The organism is Legionella gratiana, from assembly GCF_001467695.1.
Lineage (GTDB): Bacteria > Pseudomonadota > Gammaproteobacteria > Legionellales > Legionellaceae > Legionella > Legionella gratiana.
In genome coordinates this window covers 272,260-290,100 of sequence record NZ_LNYE01000022.1, presented here as the reverse complement: position 1 = coordinate 290,100, position 17,841 = coordinate 272,260, and the positions used below count along the sequence as shown (strand labels likewise).

Below are 17,841 nucleotides of genomic sequence, written 5' to 3'. Positions count from 1 at the left end.
AGGGCCGTTAGCTCAGGTGGTAGAGCAGGAGGCTTTTAACCTCTGTGTCATAGGTTCGAATCCTATACGGCCCACCATTCTGGTCTAAACCAGCAACCAGAAAAAATGTAAAAAAATCAGATCATGACCTTACTGCGCTCGTAGCTCAGCTGGATAGAGTACTTGGCTTCGAACCAAGGTGTCGGGGGTTCGAGTCCCTCCGAGCGCGCCAATTTAATTGGCTCATCCCCAAATCCGGGGGCACTAATCAAGAACACAATTCTTGACTATGGCACAATAAAGTTATTTCAAACTGTTTTTCTAAAAAGTAGGAATAGATCCTTTTGTGTTGAGTCAAATGCTTGTTTTGAAGAAGATTTGAAAAAATATTGCAGAGATAAAGATTTAATCAGTGAAGAAAAAGCGCATAAATGTAAAGAAAGCAAGTGCTGCCTAAAAAATATAAGAACAAGAAATGTAAGGTATTATGCTGATAAGATTATGAATACTCGAGTTGATAAAAATACTAAACAACAATGGCAAAGTTTTTTTGATGCTGTCTCCGTTGTTCGTAACAGAGGAGCGCACTCCAATGAAGTGCTATCACTAAATGATGTAAATAAACTAAAAAAAGGAAGACTTGAAACTGTAATTGATAATAAAAACAACTTAATAAAAGTTGGAATTGGTGTTCAGAGGGATATTTTACAAGAATATATTGACTTCATTACCAATTTTATGAGTATCTAACAAATTAATTAACCTGCTCCTCATCTTCTTCCCCTTGGCGAGATGTGGTTGAGTAACTGGTCGAACAGGAGTACCCTGCAGTACTAATTATAGCCCTTACAAATTTGCTAACCATTAAATAGTGCTATAAAAGCGTTGGTATTTTTTTGAGGGTATATTGAAGCTTATTATTTGCTATTAATAAATTTCCAGTTTCCAATTTGGAAATCGGAAACCAGCATGCTATAATTCCATTAAAATAGACCGGAGCTTTTCATGCTTAAAGGGCAAGACATAGCTATTCTCATTAAATTGCTTTTAAAAAATAATAATAAAGAAAAAATTGAGTTTAAAAGCATAGCTCATGAGCTTTATATAAGCCAATCTGAAGTGACTAAAAGTATTAAAAGGCTAGAGGCTACGAAACTTTTAACGCGTTATTCGGATGATAGCATTGAATTACATAAGCACGAGCTTATGGAATTTTTTGTCCATAGTGTGAAGTATCATTTTCCAGCGGAAATTAATATAGCAACGCGCGGCATGCCAGCGGTCTATAGCTCCCCTCATTTTAAAAAATTAATCATGAGTGAAGAGCCCTATGTATGGCCCTATATTAATGGTGATACAAAAGGTCTTGCCTTAACACCGATATACAAAACATTACCCAATGCATTGGATAGAAGCCCTGATGAGAATTTTTATGCCATTATCAGTGCACTTGATCTGATTAGATTAGGTGGAAAGCGAGAAAATAAAATTGCAAAAGAACTATTGGAACATTTTGTATGGAATCAGTAAGAGTTAAACAAAATAAGGAAGCACTGTATCAAGCAGCGACTCTTCTAAAAGATCTAAATGAGCAAGTTGTTTATGTCGGTGGCCGAATCGTTGGGCTATTGATAACTGATTTAATAGAAGATGATGTACGACCAACCTATGATATTGATGTCGCTCTGGATTTAGGAAAAACAGATATTGTTACCCATTACTCTTTACAGAAAAAACTGGAAAGCTTAGGTTTTAAGCCGGATGGGAATATCAATTGCAGATATGTATTAGATGATTTTATGATTGATGTCATGTATACCGATGGTGCTTTACAAGGAATCAATTCAAATTGGTATCAGGCGGGTTTTGACAATGCACTTGAGATTCAAATTAAAGACAAAAAAATTAAAATACTCAACGCAGTCTATTTCATTGCCACAAAGCTTGAGGCATTCACTGATAGAGCCTATAAGAATAATGATTATTGGGATTGTAAAGATTTGGAAGATATCATCAATGTTATCAATGGCAGACCTGAATTATTAGTAGAAATAATGAACTCACCGAAAGATGTTGTCCAATTTATTTCAGGATACTTTAAAAAGCTCATCGAAGATCCTAAATGGTTAGAAGCAATAAAAGCAATCGCTCGGCTTGAACGCTCTAGAAATATTGTTTTGAGTGCAATAGAAAAAATTAGCGCCTTGTAAATGAAATATTCAAAAACCTCCATTTGATTTTATTTAAACCAAAACGGTTAATTTTTTTCTGTGACCAAAACGTGTCTCAACTGTGACGGCACTATGCTGTAATAGGCAGCTTTAGGCAGTTCCTGGTGAATTTGACGCTTCACAACGTATTGATTTATAACGAATTTAAAACTAGAGCATCAGGTTTCGAACCAAGGTGTCGGGGGTTCGAGTCCCTCCGAGCGCGCCATATAATCCTGGATCTTAACTCGAAGTTTGTCTTAGAAACCAAGTTGCGGTGACGAAATCATGCCATTTAAAATCTTTGATTCTTGCTCGACTCAAAGCGTTATGTCAGGCACGTGTACTGCACTTACGAACGGTTCTACCCATGTAAGTAAAAACATAAGTAGGATGATCGCCTTCTGTTTCTCCAATATCTCCATTGCCTGAGCATTTAAAGGAACAGGAATAGCCTTCTTTGTCTTAGATTCATCAGGATGCACCAGTGCATGCCTCCTTTCTAAATCCACTTCACTCCATTGCAATTCAATCACATTGGATTGCCGGGCAATCTTCTAAGGCGGGACGATTGCATTAATATAGACCAGATATGTTTTTCAAAACATGTTTTGCAGGTAGCAGAAAAGGAGCGCGGTCATTAATTCAAAACTATAATGCTTTTCCCGCTATACAGAAAGCACCACCAATATCCCATATAACTCCAGAAGGTGCATATGGGATATGGTCATTGTCTATGATGCAGGATTATCAGAAACTTTTCTGAACTTTGGCATTAGTTGAAAATACAAACCACTATAATTCTTAATTTCAGGTACTCCACTAGCATCTACACCAAGACCTACATACGTTCTATCAACATATTTTCCATCCTTCAAATAAAAATAGAATCCGGTTGCATCAACGATTTTACCGGAACCACCACCAACAATCACTATAGGATCACTGGGACCGGAGGAAGGGACAGGTACTAAACTGGGATCAACAGCTGCACCGCAGGTTCCATTTGTTTTCCCTATAGTATAAATAGAACCACCTATTAACTTATATTCAATGAGTTCCGTAAAACAACTAGTTCCAAAAGAACCAGTTGTGCCATCTTTTGTCCAAACATAAATTTCTCCGACAATCCTTCCTGTTTTTGCATTTGTCATAGGTATTGTAGTTGTTGGCGTACATGCCCCCGTAGGAGCTTGAGCACAAACACTTTTAAAAATTTCAGGAAGCTTGTGAGTGTTTTTTTTAGCAGGACCGCTATAAAAGAGCAAAACATTATCAAATAACGAAAGCCCGGCATTGGATACCATGGATACAAAGGATAATGGTACGGCAAGTAGAAATTTTTTCATCTCTTAGGTCCTTTTCTATTAAGAGTTAAAAGATTAGATCTATTAGTTAAAAGTTTATGAAAAACTGATTTTCAAACAGAAGTTAAATGATATATATTTTAGTAATAATTATGCAAGTAAAAAAATCTATAAAAGTCTAATCCATTAAAACTGAGATAATAGAAAATGTGAACCACCAACTTGCTTTAAAAAAGCGCAAATTAATCACTTTTTTAAAATCGATGTATTAGTCACGCTTTTTCAATAATCACATAGAGCTTATTTTTGTATAAGCAACGACTCAGCACATATACCAGTGAACTGCCTATTAATCATCCACAAAACCCACCTAATAAAGTAGTGATCTTTCCCCGAAAAACCGGACACCAACATTATGCAACCGCCTCAAAGTCATTCAGGGTCTGGAACCCTAAAGTTGAATGGATGCGCTTACGATTGTAAAACACTTCAATGTAATCGAATAGAGCTAATTGAGCTTCTTTTCTAGTTTTATATTGTTCTCCATAAATGATTTCGACTTTCAAAGTATGATAGAAACTTTCCATGACTGCATTGTCATAACAGTTACCCGAACCACTCATGGCCCTTTCGGGAGACTAGCACGAATCTCATCTATTTTCTGATACTTCCCACCTGCCCACTTCAAAAATGCCCTGGTTGAATTCTTATCTATACTGAATCTGTTTATTTTTGTCATTTTTTTACCTTTTTTACTAATTTTAGTAAAAATTACTATTTCACCATTTCGCTACCCAACTCTTGAACGTTATTTTTACGAAACAATTATTGGAATATAATGTATAGTCAGATGTGGATTAATTGTAATTAATATAAACTAGGTAATCGAAAAAACTTCTCTTATTTTATGAACTACTCACAACAATCCCATAGGAATATGATCAACATTATTGTTGAGCATCACTTTGAAGAATTACCAAAAAAAATAAGCCGCATAAAAATTGGTATTTGTAACGAAGTTTATCGTATCACTTTAAACGATCGGAATATCATTATTCGTTTGAGTACTACAGATAAATATTTACGCGGCTCTGAAGTTCATATACCGGAGTTTAAAAAACTAGGTATTAAAGTACCGGATATTTTGGCTTCTGACTATAATCAGACTCTTGTCCCTCTTTGTTATCAAATCCAAAATGAAATAAAAGGAAAGGATTTAGGTCTTGTGATTGAATCGTTAAATCATTCTGAGCTTTTGATGCTGGCTCATGAAATTGCCACCATTTTTCGCAAAGTGAAGACATTATCCGTCACCGCACAGTTTGGGGTAATTTGGGGTGGTAATAACGATGTCAGTGATAGTTGGTCGGAACGCATGAAACTATGGATCCAAGAATCAATTGAACATGGACGTTTAACAGGGATAATGACTCAACAAATAGAGCATAGTGCAATTGAAGTTTATCATAATTACAAACCCTACTTCGATTCATTAAAGCCAACTATGTACTATGGCGACATTTCCTCAAAAAATGTCATGATTTACAAAAGACGGTTTAATGGGCTGGTTGATTTAGATGGATTAACACAAGGTGATCCTCTCGAGGCTTTAGGGCGGATTAAATTAAGTTGGTATGAGACATCCCATGGCGAATTTTATTGTAACGCGCTTATTAAAGAGCTGGAATTAACTGACTCAGAGCAACAATTAATTACTGTTTACGCTCTAATTAATCAACTTTCGTGGATGTGTGAAAACGGCATTTTGTTTAACCAAAATACGAAACCCATTGTAAACTGGGAAAAAGTAGAGAACGATAAAAATATTTTTTGGCACTTGGCCTCCGCTCTCCGAAATTAATATTCAGTCTTACTGGTTCATGTAACCGATAGATTTTATTTTGCTTATTTTCAATCCTAACCAATTGAGATTCATTCTATTAACTCAAATCTTTTTCGGATCTCACCATTTATCTCAATTTCTTCCATGAACATATTAAGAGGCCGAACCCATAGCCCAAAATCACCGTATAGTGCTCTATAAACCACCATTTCTTCCAAACTCTCTGAATGTTTGGCAATATCAATTACCTCATACAGCTTACCTTTATAATGGCGATATTTCCCTTTTTTTATCAAACTCATAGCACCTTCTTCATATAATAACGCTTATGACCTTTTGGACAATCTTCTAGAATACCAAACTCTTCATATCCCTGTTTGAGATAAAAATCTTTTGCTTGAAAATCAAAGGTCAAGATGAATTAAAGTACCCCCCAATTGTTTTGCTTCATCTTCAACTTTATTGAGTAAAATTGTACCCAAACCTTGATTGCGATATTGTTCCTCAACAAAAAAGACACTAATGTAAAGAATCTTCCAGGTATATACCTCAGAACAAATACCGGCGATTATCTCATCAGCCTTTTTGATGGTAACGTTTATATCAATTAGCTCTGGTTTTTGTGTCGAAGGGACGCACGATTTATTAAACTCAAACAATTTTTGATCGATAATTTAAATGAATCTTTGGCATTGAGCTCCAACTTATAGTTGCTATTTGGCAAATATACATCAAGGTGATTTTTTTCACTTTTAGGCACAACATCCCGATTTACAGGCAAATTTTTGTTTCGTTTTTTGGTAAACCATAAAATTAAATCATCATCCAATGAATATTTTTGCCCTGGTATGGTTGGTTTATAATCATAGGTAACCCCCAAACCATCAGGAATATAACCTCGATTGACATAAAGCCGTTGTGCTTGTCCATATCCTCCATCAGCGCCTCCATATAACCCAACACCAATGCCTACATGCTCATGTTGACTTGATGCTTTTTCTTCAGCCATTGTTAACAAAGCACTTGCCACTCCAAGCTTGCGAAAAACAGGTAATACATTTAAGTCCATAATTTCAGGAATTCCTTGATGAGCAAAAGACTCATAGTGTGAGACCCATTTTAGAGTAACATAGCCGGCAACCTGTCCTTGGATATAGGCAACCATATGACTCGCTCAGCGTTCTGTTGCTCTTGGTAATAAGCTTCAAATAAGGACGCTGGTTTTGGCCAATTCGCATTTTGAAAAGCATCGTCCAGAAAAAGAATATCGGATAACTCCAGTGATTTAATGACCATTGGTTTTGGGGTTGCTGCTAAAGACTCAAGCTGTTTCACCACATGCCCTATATTCGTCTATCATTGGTCGCGAATTATAGTATAAGATGTGCCGAAATAGAGACATATTTATTTCTATTACTTTAATAAACCGTCTAGACTCAATTATTCTACTGCGTTAAAGACGCCCTATTCTGGGCCATCTTTGGAAAGAAAAAGGTGAGCCAGAAATACACACAAACAGCTTCAGCCTGCAAATTTATACTGCCGAAGAATTGCAGACAATGCTTGAGCACAATGGGTTTCAAGTCATTGGGCAATATAATATGGATAGAAATGATTTTGTGGCAGAAAAAAGCCTGAATATCCTAACCGTAGCGAAGAAGAAAAAGGCATGATTACTATAGGGTTGCTGTCCCAGAATGAATAACGAAATAATTAAATTTCACAAAGCCGAAGATAATTTCTTCTCCTTAGTTAGTTTTTCTCGAAAAGATTATGGCAACTTGATTGCTTATACAACGGGCGTACAAGCCTCCGATTTTTAAATCCGGCTATAATGAATAAAATAGAAGAACCATTTGAAAAAAATATAAAGAGCTGTTCATTAATCGCTATTACGAGCCATCTTCTGAAGTTATCCCCAAAATCAGTGGATAACATTGTGTAAAACAAGTTAGATCTTAGTTAGGCTCTAATTAAGTGAGAAATAAAATGAGTATTTTTTTAGAAACAGAACGACTCGTCCTTAGGGTACCAAAGTTATGTGATTTAGATACGTTAGTAACATTGCGCTCTGATTTTGAAGTAATGCAGTACACTGGCGAAGGTGGGGCTCAAACAAAAGAGCAAGTACAGGACTATTTGAACTTTGCTATATCCTATCATAAAAAACATGGCCTAGGATTTTATTTGGTATTCGAAAAAGAAAGCGGAAGTTTTGTCGGAGAAGCAGGCTTGTTTCATTGTTATTTGATGACACTCAGCCCGAAATTGAAATCCATTATCATTTACACAAAAAGTTCTGGGGAAAAGGCTATGCTACTGAATTAACAAAAGCTCTAGTCCATTGGGGGTTTCAACACTTATTAATTAATAAACTTGTTGCAGCCACTTATCCAAATCAAACAGCTTCCCAAAAAGTATTACAAAAATCTGGTTTTGATTATAGAGGTACAAAACAAACCTCTGATGGCACCGAGTTATTCTGGTATGAAATCTATAAAAGTGGTGGCATTGTAGAGACTATGCACCTTCAGCTCCGTAGACCAACTGCAGCAGATACATTACTTTTACGTGCTCTATGGCAAGACAAACAAGTGCGGCGTAGTCTCAAATGAACTAATTGATGAAAAAATTATTTCGCTCCAAAGGCATTGGGAGCAATATGGCTTTGGGCAATGGGCTGTTTCTAGAAAAGCGAGTATTAAAGGTAAACGAAAAATTGGAGGATGGGATAATTTTTTTTTAGAACATTTGCTCAGCTTGGTCAAAAATTGAAGTACGTAGGCCGTGTGCGCATCGATGTAAGCAATGTACAATTTTAATAATTATTTAAGGTTCTTATATTATCCTATCCTGTGAATGAGTCTTCTCGAGAGGAATTTTGCGAGAACTGGGTTTCCCTAGATTTAATTAATAAACGGGTTCATCGTCAGACAAAAAATTAGAAAGAAAACCATTCTTTTTTTTGAATTTGAAAATTAAATTAATTTACCTTGAGAATTTATTATGAGAATCAAAAGCAAACTTGACGCGACTATTTTAAATTTAACTAATGGAGGAACAGTTAGATGTTATCCATTTGTATGTATAATCAAAAATCCAAACAAATCAGAAATTCGTATATCCCTTAATAGAGATATAAGAGATATCGAAGAATTGCCCAATGGTCTTCTTGCGGTCGCTGTGAAGGGGTACATTCACATTTTTAACTCAACAACTGGAAAAGAAATTGACTGCGTCAAAAGACAAGATATAAGTCTAGTTAAAAGCGTAACTCTTGCTTCGCAAGCCCGTCTGGAAACTTTGGGTGTTTTAATACGACAATCCGCTAGAACAAACCCAAACTCTTTTTTTAGTCAAATGCCCGTCGAATTAACGTCTAAAATTATGGCTGAAAGAGCGCCCGCATTAAAAGAAGAGCAGGCCTATAAAAACTCGGTTGATCTTTTATTAGGGTAACCTTTACTTCTCAGATGTTCCCCGAAGAGCATCTGCTCACTTGTTTCTAACTTACATAGGTAATGATCTAAAAGAATTGATATGTTAAGGTTGCGTTTTCATTCAAGGATAGAAACGCAATGGCATCAGTGGAAGTTCTTTGCCCGTTATGCATGACAAAAGCAGTGGTTAAATTTGGATTAAACCGCCAGGGAAAGCAAAGGTATGAATGCAAGAATGAAGCATGCTCAAAAAATACATTTATTCTTTCTTATGAAAATAAAGGATGTCTGCGAGACGTGAAAGAAAAAATTATTGAAATGGCTTTAAATGGAAGCGGTATAAGTGAGACATTTCGATGTAATACATTCGCGGCATTCATTAATTAATTCCCTATAATTTGGAGCGCCACAAGTTATTTTTTAAAATTAGGACTCATGCTATCAAAACTTCTTTCTTTTTGGTTAAGGATATCTTCTAATGCTTCTACGGAAGAAGTTTTTAAGTTCATAATTTTAGTGATTGTTCCTTGTCCTGTTTTTAATACCTTAAACTCACTTCTATCTTTTAAGCTTTGTTTAAATTGATCTAAATCCTCTGGGGAATCAATTTCTATAATTTCTTGTCTTAGCTGCTCTAAAATCTTAGCTTTTCGAGCTTGCTGATATTCACTCTTAAAATTATTAAACTTTGAAGTATTATTAGTTTCAACTTTTATATCCAATGGATTTTTGGTTATCGTAAGTCCCCAAAACCGTTTTGTAAAATCCGTTAACTCTACCTCAAAATACCCATTTTTTTTGTATTCTTTTTCAAATTTTTTATCGTCCAACAACCGTGCAGAGTTTGTGATCTCACCTAGGCCATGAGATTTTTCTTTAGATTTAGAATCAAGATTAGTCTTGGCATGAGCAGATAAAAAAGACACCGTTTGATTGCCAATTTGCTTTTTTTTCCATTGATAATCCCTTACTGTGTGCCCCCAAGGGTTTCTTATTAAAAGAAATTTAAGTCCATCACGTTGATAGCTATCAAGCACATGATATGCATGTTTCCCAACTAAGCCTTTTGAAATAGGCTCACCCACCCCAGTTGTTGCTGAGTTTTCTGAGGATTTACCTATTGTCTCTTTTGATTCAACACTTACCAGCTTGTTTTGAGTTAAATTTTCGGAAATTTTTTTAAAAAGTTCCTCTTGCTCTGTTGTATAGAGTGCGAAACCTCTTTTTTGTGGAATAGTCCTAATTAAGCGTGCTGCAATTGATTTAATATCAAGTTCTTGAGTAAATAAGGATGTTACAAATTCAGTGGCGCGTTCAACTATAAGAGCTTTGGGGCTATCAATGAGATTAGTTAAATGTTTCTTTATTTCATCTACAATGGATTCTCTATCCTGCTTTGGTAGCTCAATAAGTTTTAAAAAATTTTGCTTGAGGCTCTCTTTTTCTGAATCGTTTAAATTGAGTGTGAATGAAAAACGATCTATTACCGAGTTAAAATTTTGATTGAAAAGATCTTCTCGATTCATATCAATATAATCCTCTTTCCCAGATCTGATAACATTTAATGAAGACCTCAATGCAATAATTTTTTTAAACGGATCTTCAGGTTTTGCCAGAGCCTCTGTATCAGCAGATAATCCTAAATGCTGATAAACGTCACGTGGATGACCTTGGTTTAATGCATCCTCAAAACTTTGTGAGTGTATTTTAAAATTTTCGAAGGACGAAACTATTTTTCCTTCTCTAACTTGCTCTACATTAAGACTAAAATCATGTTCTTTTTCTTTCAGACTGTTTTTATTATTCTGCTGACGTATAGCATAAGCTTCTCCAGTTAATACTCGATGTAAAGCGTAAGCTTTCTCTAATAAAAAAATAGCTGCATGAGTATGATCATTAGCCTCCAAAGAATCTATTTTAGTGGCATCCAATACATAGGTCCAAACCTCTTGATTTTCTCTTAAAGAAATTTCAACCGTTTTATTAAGAACATCGTATTTTAATATCTTATTCAAATATTCAGTGTCTTTTTCTAGAATACTACCCAATGCAGCAAGCATATAACAATTACCTATTCTCGATTGATTAATATCTGTAACTTTTACAGGGGTATCCACACGTGAAAGTTTTATTTTAGTAGTTTTCCAATCTAAAATGTCTTTGAGGTTTTGATCAGTAACTCTTATTTTCTTGTGGTTTAACTCTTCCTCATTAAATTGCACTTTGGTATACATGATAATCTCGCATAGTTACTTATCTAGTTAATTTTTAGTATAACGGTGCAAAATTAAGTCGGAATGATCTTTGTATGAGTTATGGGAATAGTCTTTGTTCTTCCTAGTAAGGTAGTGTTCTAAAACTGTTGATGCAGTACTATTCGACATTTTTTCTGAAGTATGAATTTGTGGCGATTATTGAAATGAGCTGTGTCGAATGCAATAGTGTTAAAGTAGTCAAATACGGAAAATCTCAAACCGGAGAAACGCTATCGGCGTCAGTTTTCAAATTGTAGCAAGACGTTCAATTGACTCATCGTCATAAAGTCTGCGAGCGAGGCGTTAAAGATCGTATTGTCGACATGACGCTCAATGGGTCTGGTGATACAGCGAGGGTATTATCAAGACTATCAGTGACTGTTGGCCCGGTCATTACTACGATTAAAAAAAGCCTGCAATCTTCTAAAGGTCAATTGGAAAAAACTGTTATTCTCTGAAAGATGAAAGAAAATTAGAAAAACAACCTGTTTTACTGTTGCCTATGCATTAGAGTTAGTTGAGAAATGGTCTTTCGGGCTCCATTACAAAAAAATATTAATTTACAGAATATTAAATTTCGGACAGATTTCAGCTATATAGACCGAATTGTTCGGTGGTGCGTTTAATTTGTTGATCATACATTTCTCTGAAATTCGAATCTGTTAATAAATAGACCAATAATGGTGTCATGCATCAGTTCAGATTTTGAGAAGCAAATCGTTTTTCTAGCCAAGCGTTTGATACGGGTTCGTAGCGTTAAGAACTTTCTTTCTATTTTTTGGGTATTTCACTTACCTTCTTCATGCAGCTCATAAGGTAATAATCGTTGATAAGCTCCAAGACCATCCGTGAAATATTTTGTTATATTAAATGGTCTGAGAAGTTGTTTGAGCCGATTATAAGCCTCATCTGTTCGATCACCAAAGGTATAGGCAAGTACTTCACTGTTATAATGATTCAGAGCAAGCCATAACCAACGTTGATTCGATTTATTGCCAACAAAAGACCATTGTTCATCAAGCTCCAAAGCAACGGATAACAATAATATTTTTTGTTCTGCATGGTTAGTATTCTTTAACTTCTCCCAATTCACCTTAATCAGATTGACCGCTTTTTTTTCAATGTCTTGATCACTGTCGATACACCAACCGATAGAACACAACCTAACCCAATCTCCCCAATGAATATCTTATTATTGGTGGCTGCTATTGCTATTTTGTTGCTTGGCTTGCAGGGCTTCATATTAAATCAATAGGCAAAGCTTCTGATTTTCAAGCGCATTCTGCTAAATCCACCTCCGCTTTATCCACCGTTTTCCTCGGAAAACAAGTTTTGAAAAAAACGCTTCTTTTGACTCAAGAGAGCTTTCAAAATTTGTTAATGATGCTTTATCAATGCGCTATTCAAGCACAACATGGAGACCCTCTGCTGTGATTAAATTTTGTGAGGATCTCTCAGGGACTACGCGCCTCGGCTTTCAGCCTTCCTTGGCGCGCAGCGATTGAAAAATACAATATCATGAGCCAAAATAATAGAAAGAAAGTGAATCATAACAGGAAAAATGCACTTGACAAAATATGTAACGATAGAAGATCAGCAATGGCAACAAATTGATGTCCGAGGCGTTGCAATGGAAGCATGCCGTCTATGGGAAGGAAATTACAATGTTCGCTCTGGTTTTTTCCGTATGCCTAAAGGGATGCAGATTCCGATACACCACCACGATTATTGGGTTCAAGTGTTCGTCATGCATGGTAAAATGGAGGTACAAGCCCAAGGAGACGATGTACACGTGATCACTGAAGGTGGATATTACTTCGTTGAGCCGGGAGAAACGCATACTGAGACGGCGCTCGAAGAAACACTGCTTTTAGTCGTATCAGAAGAGGAGCGCAAAGATTTTCGGCGTTATATTAAAACTGAATCCAACTCATAAACGGGTTCTGTCGAAAATTTTATATAAGAGCCTATCCGAAAAATCGGTGGCATAGCCCGAACCAGATCGAATTTGGATTATATTTGACCGACCGGATCATCTGAGCAAGACTTAAAATTACCTGATTCAGAATATTTCGTTAAAAAATGAAGACAAATTCCGTAGCGAAACATACCTATCCGTTGGAGGCTAAATGTTCTCCACTAATCTATCTTTATTTCTAAGTATCTACCCGGGCTGAAGTCGGTGAATCATTACATTCACCTCGTTGCTAGTTTATAGCAGATAAAATTATCATTTTTCATCTTTCTATTTTTTTATCAGAATCATGATAAGCGTTAATAATCAATTCATTTATGTTTACTTTTTAAAGCAGCCAGTTTGTTTTTGACTAGAACTTCCACAACCAAATCACTCACATCAATCGCATTGGTGACATGATGAATGGTATTACACGTGATGACTTGCACCCCTTCCATCCTAGATAATAGAGAATAAGCATCTTCTGCAAACAGCGCATGCACACCAATACAAACGACAGACTTAACCCCTGCCTGTTGTAACTGCTTCACCGTCTCCACCATGGTTCTGGCGGTGGAAATGATGTCATCGACGAGCACGAGTGTCGAGGATTCGAGCTCAGGAATAGTGGGTACTGAAATAGTCACTTCTTTATCACCACGCCGAATCTTTTCCAAAATTACATAAGGAACAGAGCCTGTTTCTGCAATATCGGCAACCCACTGCTCACTTTCCATATCAGGACCAATAAGAATTGGCTTAGGAACATGATGTTTAATCCATGTGGCAATCATCGATGTGGCATGCAAAACAAAAGTGGGGATCGAGTAGATTTCATCTAATGAATGGTAGCGGTGCAAATGCGGATCAATGGTCATCAACCAATCGAATGAACTGGATAACATCTGTGCAAAATAACGCGAGGTAATCCCCTCTCCCTGATGAAAGCGTTTATCTTGACGTAAATAGGAAAGATAAGGAGCAATCAAGCCAACTTTTCGAGCCCCTAACTCTTGAGCCGTTTTGGCAAAAAACAACAAAGGCAGTATTTTTTCATCCGGCTTGTTTAAGCTGTCCACCACCATAAGACTGCGATTGTTAACCTCTGAATTGATTTTTAAGTACCACTCCGTATCTGGAAAGCGATGAAAAGTCACATCTCCCACGTCCACTTGCAGGACTTCTTGTAATCGTCTGGCGATTTCTGAAGAATCAAATAATGAAAATAACAAGGGCTTCAAGAGCTTTCTCCTAAAAGAATGACGTCTTGTTTGTCACGTAAAACATCACAGGCGTAATGGAACTCCCCTGATGACTCCGAATGAATCGTAAATAAAGACTCACCTTTTTCAACGGATTCGCCAACATGGACATGGAGATCGATACCAGCCGATTTCGATTTAGGCGCACCAGCAAGCTTTGCGAGTTTGGCAAGCCTTCGATTATCAATGAGAGAAACTTTACCTGCTTTTGCAGCCACAATAGGATGAGTAAAACGTGCCTTGGTCAACTCTCTCATCCCACCCTGAGCTTCACAAATGGTCATTGGGTGCTTTCCTTAACCATTTCCGACCTTCTATGACCAACAAAGGCAGCATACCTAAAAGAACCCAAGAAAGACACTGAGTGAATGAAACTGGCCCAATGCCAAATAATTCCCGCAGTATGGGAACGTGATGAATCGCGATCTGCAATGAAAAACTGATACTCACAATAAAAAAGAGTCGTAAATTAGAAAACAATCCGACTTGCCAAATAGTCTTGGTATCACTACGTGCACCAAAGGCCCGCAAAAGCTCTGCAGTCACTAAGACAGAAAACGCCGCATCTTGAGCTTGAATTAAATCCCTATCCATTAAGTATTCATAAGCAAAAACACCCAGTGTTACCAAAGCCGTTAAGCAACCAATAAACGTAACTCGTTTGAAAAACGCAACATCCATCATGGATTTTTGCGTGGCTCTGGGTGGGCGATTCAAAATCCCTGGTTCTGACATATCCGTTGCTAAAGCAATGGCCGGTAAACCATCCGTGATTAGGTTAATCCATAATAATTGGATAGGAAGTAAAGGCAATGGCCAGCCAATTAAAAGTGCGATAAAAACGACCAGCAATTCACCACTATTTCCTGCTAATAAATAAGCAAGTGTTTTAGCAATGTTGTCGTAAATCGTACGTCCCTCTTCAATGCCCGCCACAATCGAGGTGAAATTATTGTCCATGATAATGATGTCGGAGGCTTCTTTAGTGACCGCAGTCCCCGTTTTCCCCATCGCAATGCCCACGGAGGCTTCTTTTAAAGCTGGGGCATCATTGACTCCATCACCTGTCATCGCAACCACCTTATTCTGTTTTTTCCAGGCGCGCACGATTTTTAATTTATGTTCCGCGGTCACCCGAGCATAGACTGCAATGTTTTTGACACAATGGTTAAACTCTTCCTCTGACATGTTTTCAAGTTCATTGCCAGTGAGCAATCGGTCACTTGCTCCCAAAATGCCAAGTTCCTGAGCAATGGCTCTAGCCGTATCAGGATGGTCTCCTGTAATCATGACGGGTTTAATACCTGCCTTTTTACAGCGACTGATGGACTCCTTACTACTCGCATGAGGGGGGTCTTGCAGGCCAATAAGACCCAAGAAGACTAGATTATTTTCAATTTCATCCTCTTCTTTTTCTAACAACCCAGATTCTAATGAGCGCTCAGCAAAGGCTAATAGTCGCAATGCTTCACTCGCCATGAGCTCACATGATTGTTTCATGCGCGTCATATCATTCAGTGTTAATTTTTTAATGCCACTTTTCGTCTTAATATGAGTACAGCGCTCTAAAATGATTTCTGGTGCCCCTTTGACAAAAGCAATATGTTCCTTGTCTTGTTGACATATGACGCTCATGCGTTTGCGCTCTGAACTAAAAGGCAACTCTTTGATGCGAGGATAAGAGGATTGCAGTTCCCCTCTCAAGATACCTCCTTTGGCTGCGGCAACCAAAAGTGCCACTTCGGTTGGGTCCCCCACGACTACCACTTGCCCATCTTGCTGATTAAATTCAGCATTGTTGCAAGCCACCATCACTCGTAAAACGGTTTGCAGCAACTTGTCTTCTAACGCATTAATTTCTTGACCTTGAACCGAAAATCCTCCTGAGAGGCTGTAACCTTCTCCATGAATACTATATACATCTTCAACTGTCACAAGCTTACGCGCCGTCATTTCCCCGACTGTCAACGTTCCTGTTTTATCAGTGCAAATGACTTGCAAACAGCCGAGTGTTTCTACCGCTGCAAGTCGTCTTACCAGTACAGCACGTCGCACCATACGCTGCACCCCAAGCGCTAAAGCCACTGTAACTACAGCAGGTAAGCCTTCAGGAATTGCAGCCACTGCAAGACTGACTGAACTCATAAATAAGCTAAACATAGGGATATTACGTAAGAGACCTAAGCCAAAAATGGTAATGACAATGAAAAAGCAAAGCCATAATAGGCGGGAACCCACTTGATTGAGTTTTTTCTGTAAAGGCGTTTCATCACGAGAGGCTTCACCCAGCATTTTGGCAATATGACCCATTTCTGTTTGCATGCCGGTCGCTACAACAAGCGCTCTGCCTGTGCCATCGGCAATGGAGGTGCCCATAAACACCATATTTTTGCGATCAGCCAGTGGAGTTTCTCTAGGACAAAGATCAAGATGTTTAGCAACTGGAAGGGATTCCCCCGTCAGCGGGGCCTCATTGATTTTAAGGGCTGACAATTCAATAAGACGCGCATCGGCAGCGATTAAATCACCACTTTCAAAAAGAATAATATCGCCTGGTACGATATCCGACGCAACAATACTTTTCGCATGACCATCACGTAAAACGGTTGCTTTAGGAGCAGCCATTTGTTGAAGAGCAAGCATGGCACGATCGGCACGATATTCTAAAACAAAGCCAATGATGGCGTTTAAAATAACAATAGCAAAAATGGCAATAGCATCGACCTTTTCATTCAATAAAAAAGAAACAACCACAGCACCTAAAAGTACCCAAATCACCACACTGCCAAATTGCTGCAAAAAAATGGCAAAAGGGGTTGTTCTTTTTTGTTGACTCAGTAAGTTAGGGCCTACTTCTTTTAATCGGTGTTTTGCTTTGCTATCCGCTAAACCAAAACTCAAGTCTGTTTTAAAATGAGAAGCAATATCTGCAGGTGCTTTCTCAAACCATCGTTCTGTCATCCCATTCATCCCTTTGCCTTGATACATCCCTTATTGAACAAGCTATTTCCTCACAAAGCCTGACGCTCAAGCAGCGTTTTGTTTTATAGAAATAGTGCATCATTACTTAAGACTCGGTCTAACAATTTAAGTATGATATCATCATACTGATTGATTAAAATAATTCTTAATCACAATACAGCAGCTGCTTATTTAATTCCAGTTGAAACCTATGAAATTCTCATGGATTTAGTGGATGAGAAAGAATTAGAAAATATAGTGGCACAAAGATTATCAAAACCATTTACCTCTATCAAAGCTGATACAGATGATTTATGAACTGCATTTTCACCCACCTGCCTTGAAAGAATGGAAAAAGTTAGCAAAAAATTTACAAGAGCACTTTAAAAAAGTACTAAAGCAGCGTCTTAAAAATCCTCATGTTGCTTCAGCAAGTCTTAGAGAAACTCTTAAGGAATGTTATTGCGGTAGGAAAGAGGAAGATTGACTTTTACCCTTAAAGAGTAGTAACCTAGTCTCAGCTAGAAAATGTCTATTTTATACTCTCCAAATCGTCGTTTTATTCATTTAATCCCTCGTTATGTAGTTTTTAATTATTGACCGGTTTCCGGCTAAATTCGCCTATCT

Annotated in this window: 21 protein-coding genes, 2 tRNA genes and 3 pseudogenes; 14 read left to right on the top strand and 12 right to left on the bottom strand. The window is 37.4% G+C overall.

What is annotated here, in order from left to right; translation table 11 throughout:
• The first annotated feature begins 1 nt into the window (after position 1).
• The 5 genes from Lgra_RS09140 to Lgra_RS09125 all read left to right on the top strand — a co-directional run bounded on the left by Lgra_RS09140 (position 2) and on the right by Lgra_RS09125 (position 2,189).
• Positions 2–77: transfer RNA gene (locus Lgra_RS09140), tRNA-Lys, on the top strand.
• 57 nt (positions 78–134) lie between these two features.
• A tRNA-Arg gene (locus Lgra_RS09135) sits at positions 135–211 on the top strand.
• A 146-nt stretch (positions 212–357) separates the two neighbouring features.
• Complete coding sequence (locus Lgra_RS17225) at positions 358–729, top strand: hypothetical protein (protein WP_065231754.1); 372 nt, start codon at positions 358–360, stop codon at positions 727–729.
• A gap of 255 nt (positions 730–984) precedes the next feature.
• Positions 985–1,509 (top strand): helix-turn-helix domain-containing protein, encoded by a 525-nt coding sequence (locus Lgra_RS09130; protein ID WP_058498948.1) that lies wholly within the window; start codon positions 985–987, stop codon positions 1,507–1,509.
• The gene (locus Lgra_RS09125; protein WP_058498947.1) at positions 1,497–2,189 is read left to right on the top strand and encodes a hypothetical protein; all 693 of its coding nucleotides are present in this window, start codon (positions 1,497–1,499) and stop codon (positions 2,187–2,189) included. The genes Lgra_RS09130 and Lgra_RS09125 overlap by 13 nt, the downstream gene beginning before the upstream one ends.
• A gap of 320 nt (positions 2,190–2,509) precedes the next feature.
• Here the strand turns inward: Lgra_RS09125 and Lgra_RS17485 are convergent, their stop codons facing one another.
• The 3 genes and pseudogenes from Lgra_RS17485 to Lgra_RS09110 form a co-directional block, all read right to left on the bottom strand.
• Entirely contained in the window at positions 2,510–2,701 is a 192-nt protein-coding gene (locus tag Lgra_RS17485; RefSeq protein ID WP_058498946.1) for a hypothetical protein, read from the bottom strand.
• A 222-nt stretch (positions 2,702–2,923) separates the two neighbouring features.
• Positions 2,924–3,538: a hypothetical protein gene (locus Lgra_RS09115; RefSeq protein WP_058498945.1), complete on the bottom strand. Its 615-nt coding sequence runs from the start codon at positions 3,536–3,538 to the stop codon at positions 2,924–2,926.
• A 371-nt stretch (positions 3,539–3,909) separates the two neighbouring features.
• A pseudogene (locus Lgra_RS09110) lies at positions 3,910–4,122 on the bottom strand (IS3 family transposase); the annotation flags it as partial.
• Positions 4,123–4,433: 311 nt separating this feature from the next.
• On the opposite strand from Lgra_RS09110, the gene Lgra_RS09105 reads away from it, so the two are divergent.
• Positions 4,434–5,357: a phosphotransferase gene (locus tag Lgra_RS09105; RefSeq protein WP_058498943.1), complete on the top strand. Its 924-nt coding sequence runs from the start codon at positions 4,434–4,436 to the stop codon at positions 5,355–5,357.
• Between the two features lie 71 nt (positions 5,358–5,428).
• On the opposite strand, the gene Lgra_RS09100 is transcribed toward Lgra_RS09105, so the two are convergent.
• From Lgra_RS09100 to Lgra_RS18280, 4 genes are all read right to left on the bottom strand, one after another.
• Complete coding sequence (locus Lgra_RS09100) at positions 5,429–5,641, bottom strand: DUF1653 domain-containing protein (RefSeq protein ID WP_058498942.1); 213 nt, start codon at positions 5,639–5,641, stop codon at positions 5,429–5,431.
• A 102-nt stretch (positions 5,642–5,743) separates the two neighbouring features.
• Positions 5,744–5,998, bottom strand: a complete 255-nt coding sequence (locus tag Lgra_RS09095; RefSeq protein ID WP_202967171.1) for a GNAT family N-acetyltransferase — start codon at positions 5,996–5,998, stop codon at positions 5,744–5,746.
• Positions 5,947–6,504, bottom strand: coding sequence for a GNAT family N-acetyltransferase (locus tag Lgra_RS09090; RefSeq protein WP_238584408.1), 558 nt, complete (start codon positions 6,502–6,504; stop codon positions 5,947–5,949). The genes Lgra_RS09095 and Lgra_RS09090 overlap by 52 nt, the downstream gene beginning before the upstream one ends.
• Positions 6,459–6,674 carry a hypothetical protein gene (locus Lgra_RS18280; RefSeq protein ID WP_238584407.1) on the bottom strand — a complete coding sequence of 72 codons (216 nt, stop codon included), beginning with the start codon at positions 6,672–6,674 and terminating at the stop codon, positions 6,459–6,461. The genes Lgra_RS09090 and Lgra_RS18280 overlap by 46 nt, the downstream gene beginning before the upstream one ends.
• Before the next feature lie 654 nt (positions 6,675–7,328).
• Between Lgra_RS18280 and Lgra_RS18475 the strand changes: the two genes are divergently transcribed.
• The 4 genes from Lgra_RS18475 to Lgra_RS09075 all read left to right on the top strand — a co-directional run bounded on the left by Lgra_RS18475 (position 7,329) and on the right by Lgra_RS09075 (position 9,166).
• On the top strand, positions 7,329–7,667 hold the full coding sequence (locus Lgra_RS18475) for a GNAT family N-acetyltransferase (RefSeq protein ID WP_274519566.1): 339 nt from the start codon (positions 7,329–7,331) through the stop codon (positions 7,665–7,667).
• Complete coding sequence (locus Lgra_RS18470) at positions 7,580–7,954, top strand: GNAT family N-acetyltransferase (protein ID WP_058498941.1); 375 nt, start codon at positions 7,580–7,582, stop codon at positions 7,952–7,954. Before Lgra_RS18475 ends, Lgra_RS18470 begins: the two co-directional genes overlap by 88 nt.
• Positions 7,955–8,345: 391 nt before the next feature.
• Entirely contained in the window at positions 8,346–8,798 is a 453-nt protein-coding gene (locus tag Lgra_RS09080; protein WP_058498940.1) for a hypothetical protein, read from the top strand.
• Between the two features lie 119 nt (positions 8,799–8,917).
• Complete coding sequence (locus Lgra_RS09075) at positions 8,918–9,166, top strand: transposase-like zinc-binding domain-containing protein (RefSeq protein ID WP_058498939.1); 249 nt, start codon at positions 8,918–8,920, stop codon at positions 9,164–9,166.
• A 26-nt stretch (positions 9,167–9,192) separates the two neighbouring features.
• Here the strand turns inward: Lgra_RS09075 and Lgra_RS09070 are convergent, their stop codons facing one another.
• Positions 9,193–11,013 (bottom strand): C2 family cysteine protease, encoded by a 1,821-nt coding sequence (locus tag Lgra_RS09070; RefSeq protein ID WP_058498938.1) that lies wholly within the window; start codon positions 11,011–11,013, stop codon positions 9,193–9,195.
• A 290-nt stretch (positions 11,014–11,303) separates the two neighbouring features.
• Here Lgra_RS09070 and Lgra_RS18620 point away from each other — a divergent pair, with 290 nt between their 5' ends.
• The gene (locus Lgra_RS18620; RefSeq protein WP_131743504.1) at positions 11,304–11,492 is read left to right on the top strand and encodes an IS1-like element transposase; all 189 of its coding nucleotides are present in this window, start codon (positions 11,304–11,306) and stop codon (positions 11,490–11,492) included.
• Between the two features lie 176 nt (positions 11,493–11,668).
• Here the strand turns inward: Lgra_RS18620 and Lgra_RS18275 are convergent.
• Positions 11,669–12,127, bottom strand: a pseudogene (locus Lgra_RS18275) (IS1 family transposase).
• Positions 12,128–12,595: 468 nt separating this feature from the next.
• Here Lgra_RS18275 and Lgra_RS09060 point away from each other — a divergent pair.
• Entirely contained in the window at positions 12,596–12,970 is a 375-nt protein-coding gene (locus Lgra_RS09060; RefSeq protein WP_202967170.1) for a cupin domain-containing protein, read from the top strand.
• Between the two features lie 350 nt (positions 12,971–13,320).
• Here the strand turns inward: Lgra_RS09060 and Lgra_RS09055 are convergent, their stop codons facing one another.
• The 3 genes and pseudogenes from Lgra_RS09055 to Lgra_RS09045 form a co-directional block, all read right to left on the bottom strand.
• Positions 13,321–14,232, bottom strand: a complete 912-nt coding sequence (locus Lgra_RS09055; RefSeq protein WP_058498937.1) for a ribose-phosphate pyrophosphokinase — start codon at positions 14,230–14,232, stop codon at positions 13,321–13,323.
• Positions 14,229–14,531 (bottom strand): annotated as a pseudogene (locus tag Lgra_RS09050) (thymidine phosphorylase); the annotation flags it as partial. The pseudogene Lgra_RS09050 and the gene Lgra_RS09055, both read right to left, overlap by 4 nt.
• Positions 14,524–17,214: a cation-translocating P-type ATPase gene (locus Lgra_RS09045; protein WP_058499278.1), complete on the bottom strand. Its 2,691-nt coding sequence runs from the start codon at positions 17,212–17,214 to the stop codon at positions 14,524–14,526. The gene Lgra_RS09045 and the pseudogene Lgra_RS09050, both read right to left, overlap by 8 nt.
• Positions 17,215–17,364: 150 nt before the next feature.
• Here Lgra_RS09045 and Lgra_RS09040 point away from each other — a divergent pair, with 150 nt between their 5' ends.
• On the top strand, positions 17,365–17,532 hold the full coding sequence (locus tag Lgra_RS09040; protein ID WP_174905291.1) for a hypothetical protein: 168 nt from the start codon (positions 17,365–17,367) through the stop codon (positions 17,530–17,532).
• A complete protein-coding gene (locus Lgra_RS09035) occupies positions 17,522–17,701 on the top strand; it encodes a type II toxin-antitoxin system RelE family toxin (RefSeq protein WP_115385399.1) in 180 nt (59 codons plus the stop codon). Before Lgra_RS09040 ends, Lgra_RS09035 begins: the two co-directional genes overlap by 11 nt.
• Positions 17,702–17,841: the final 140 nt, after the last annotated feature.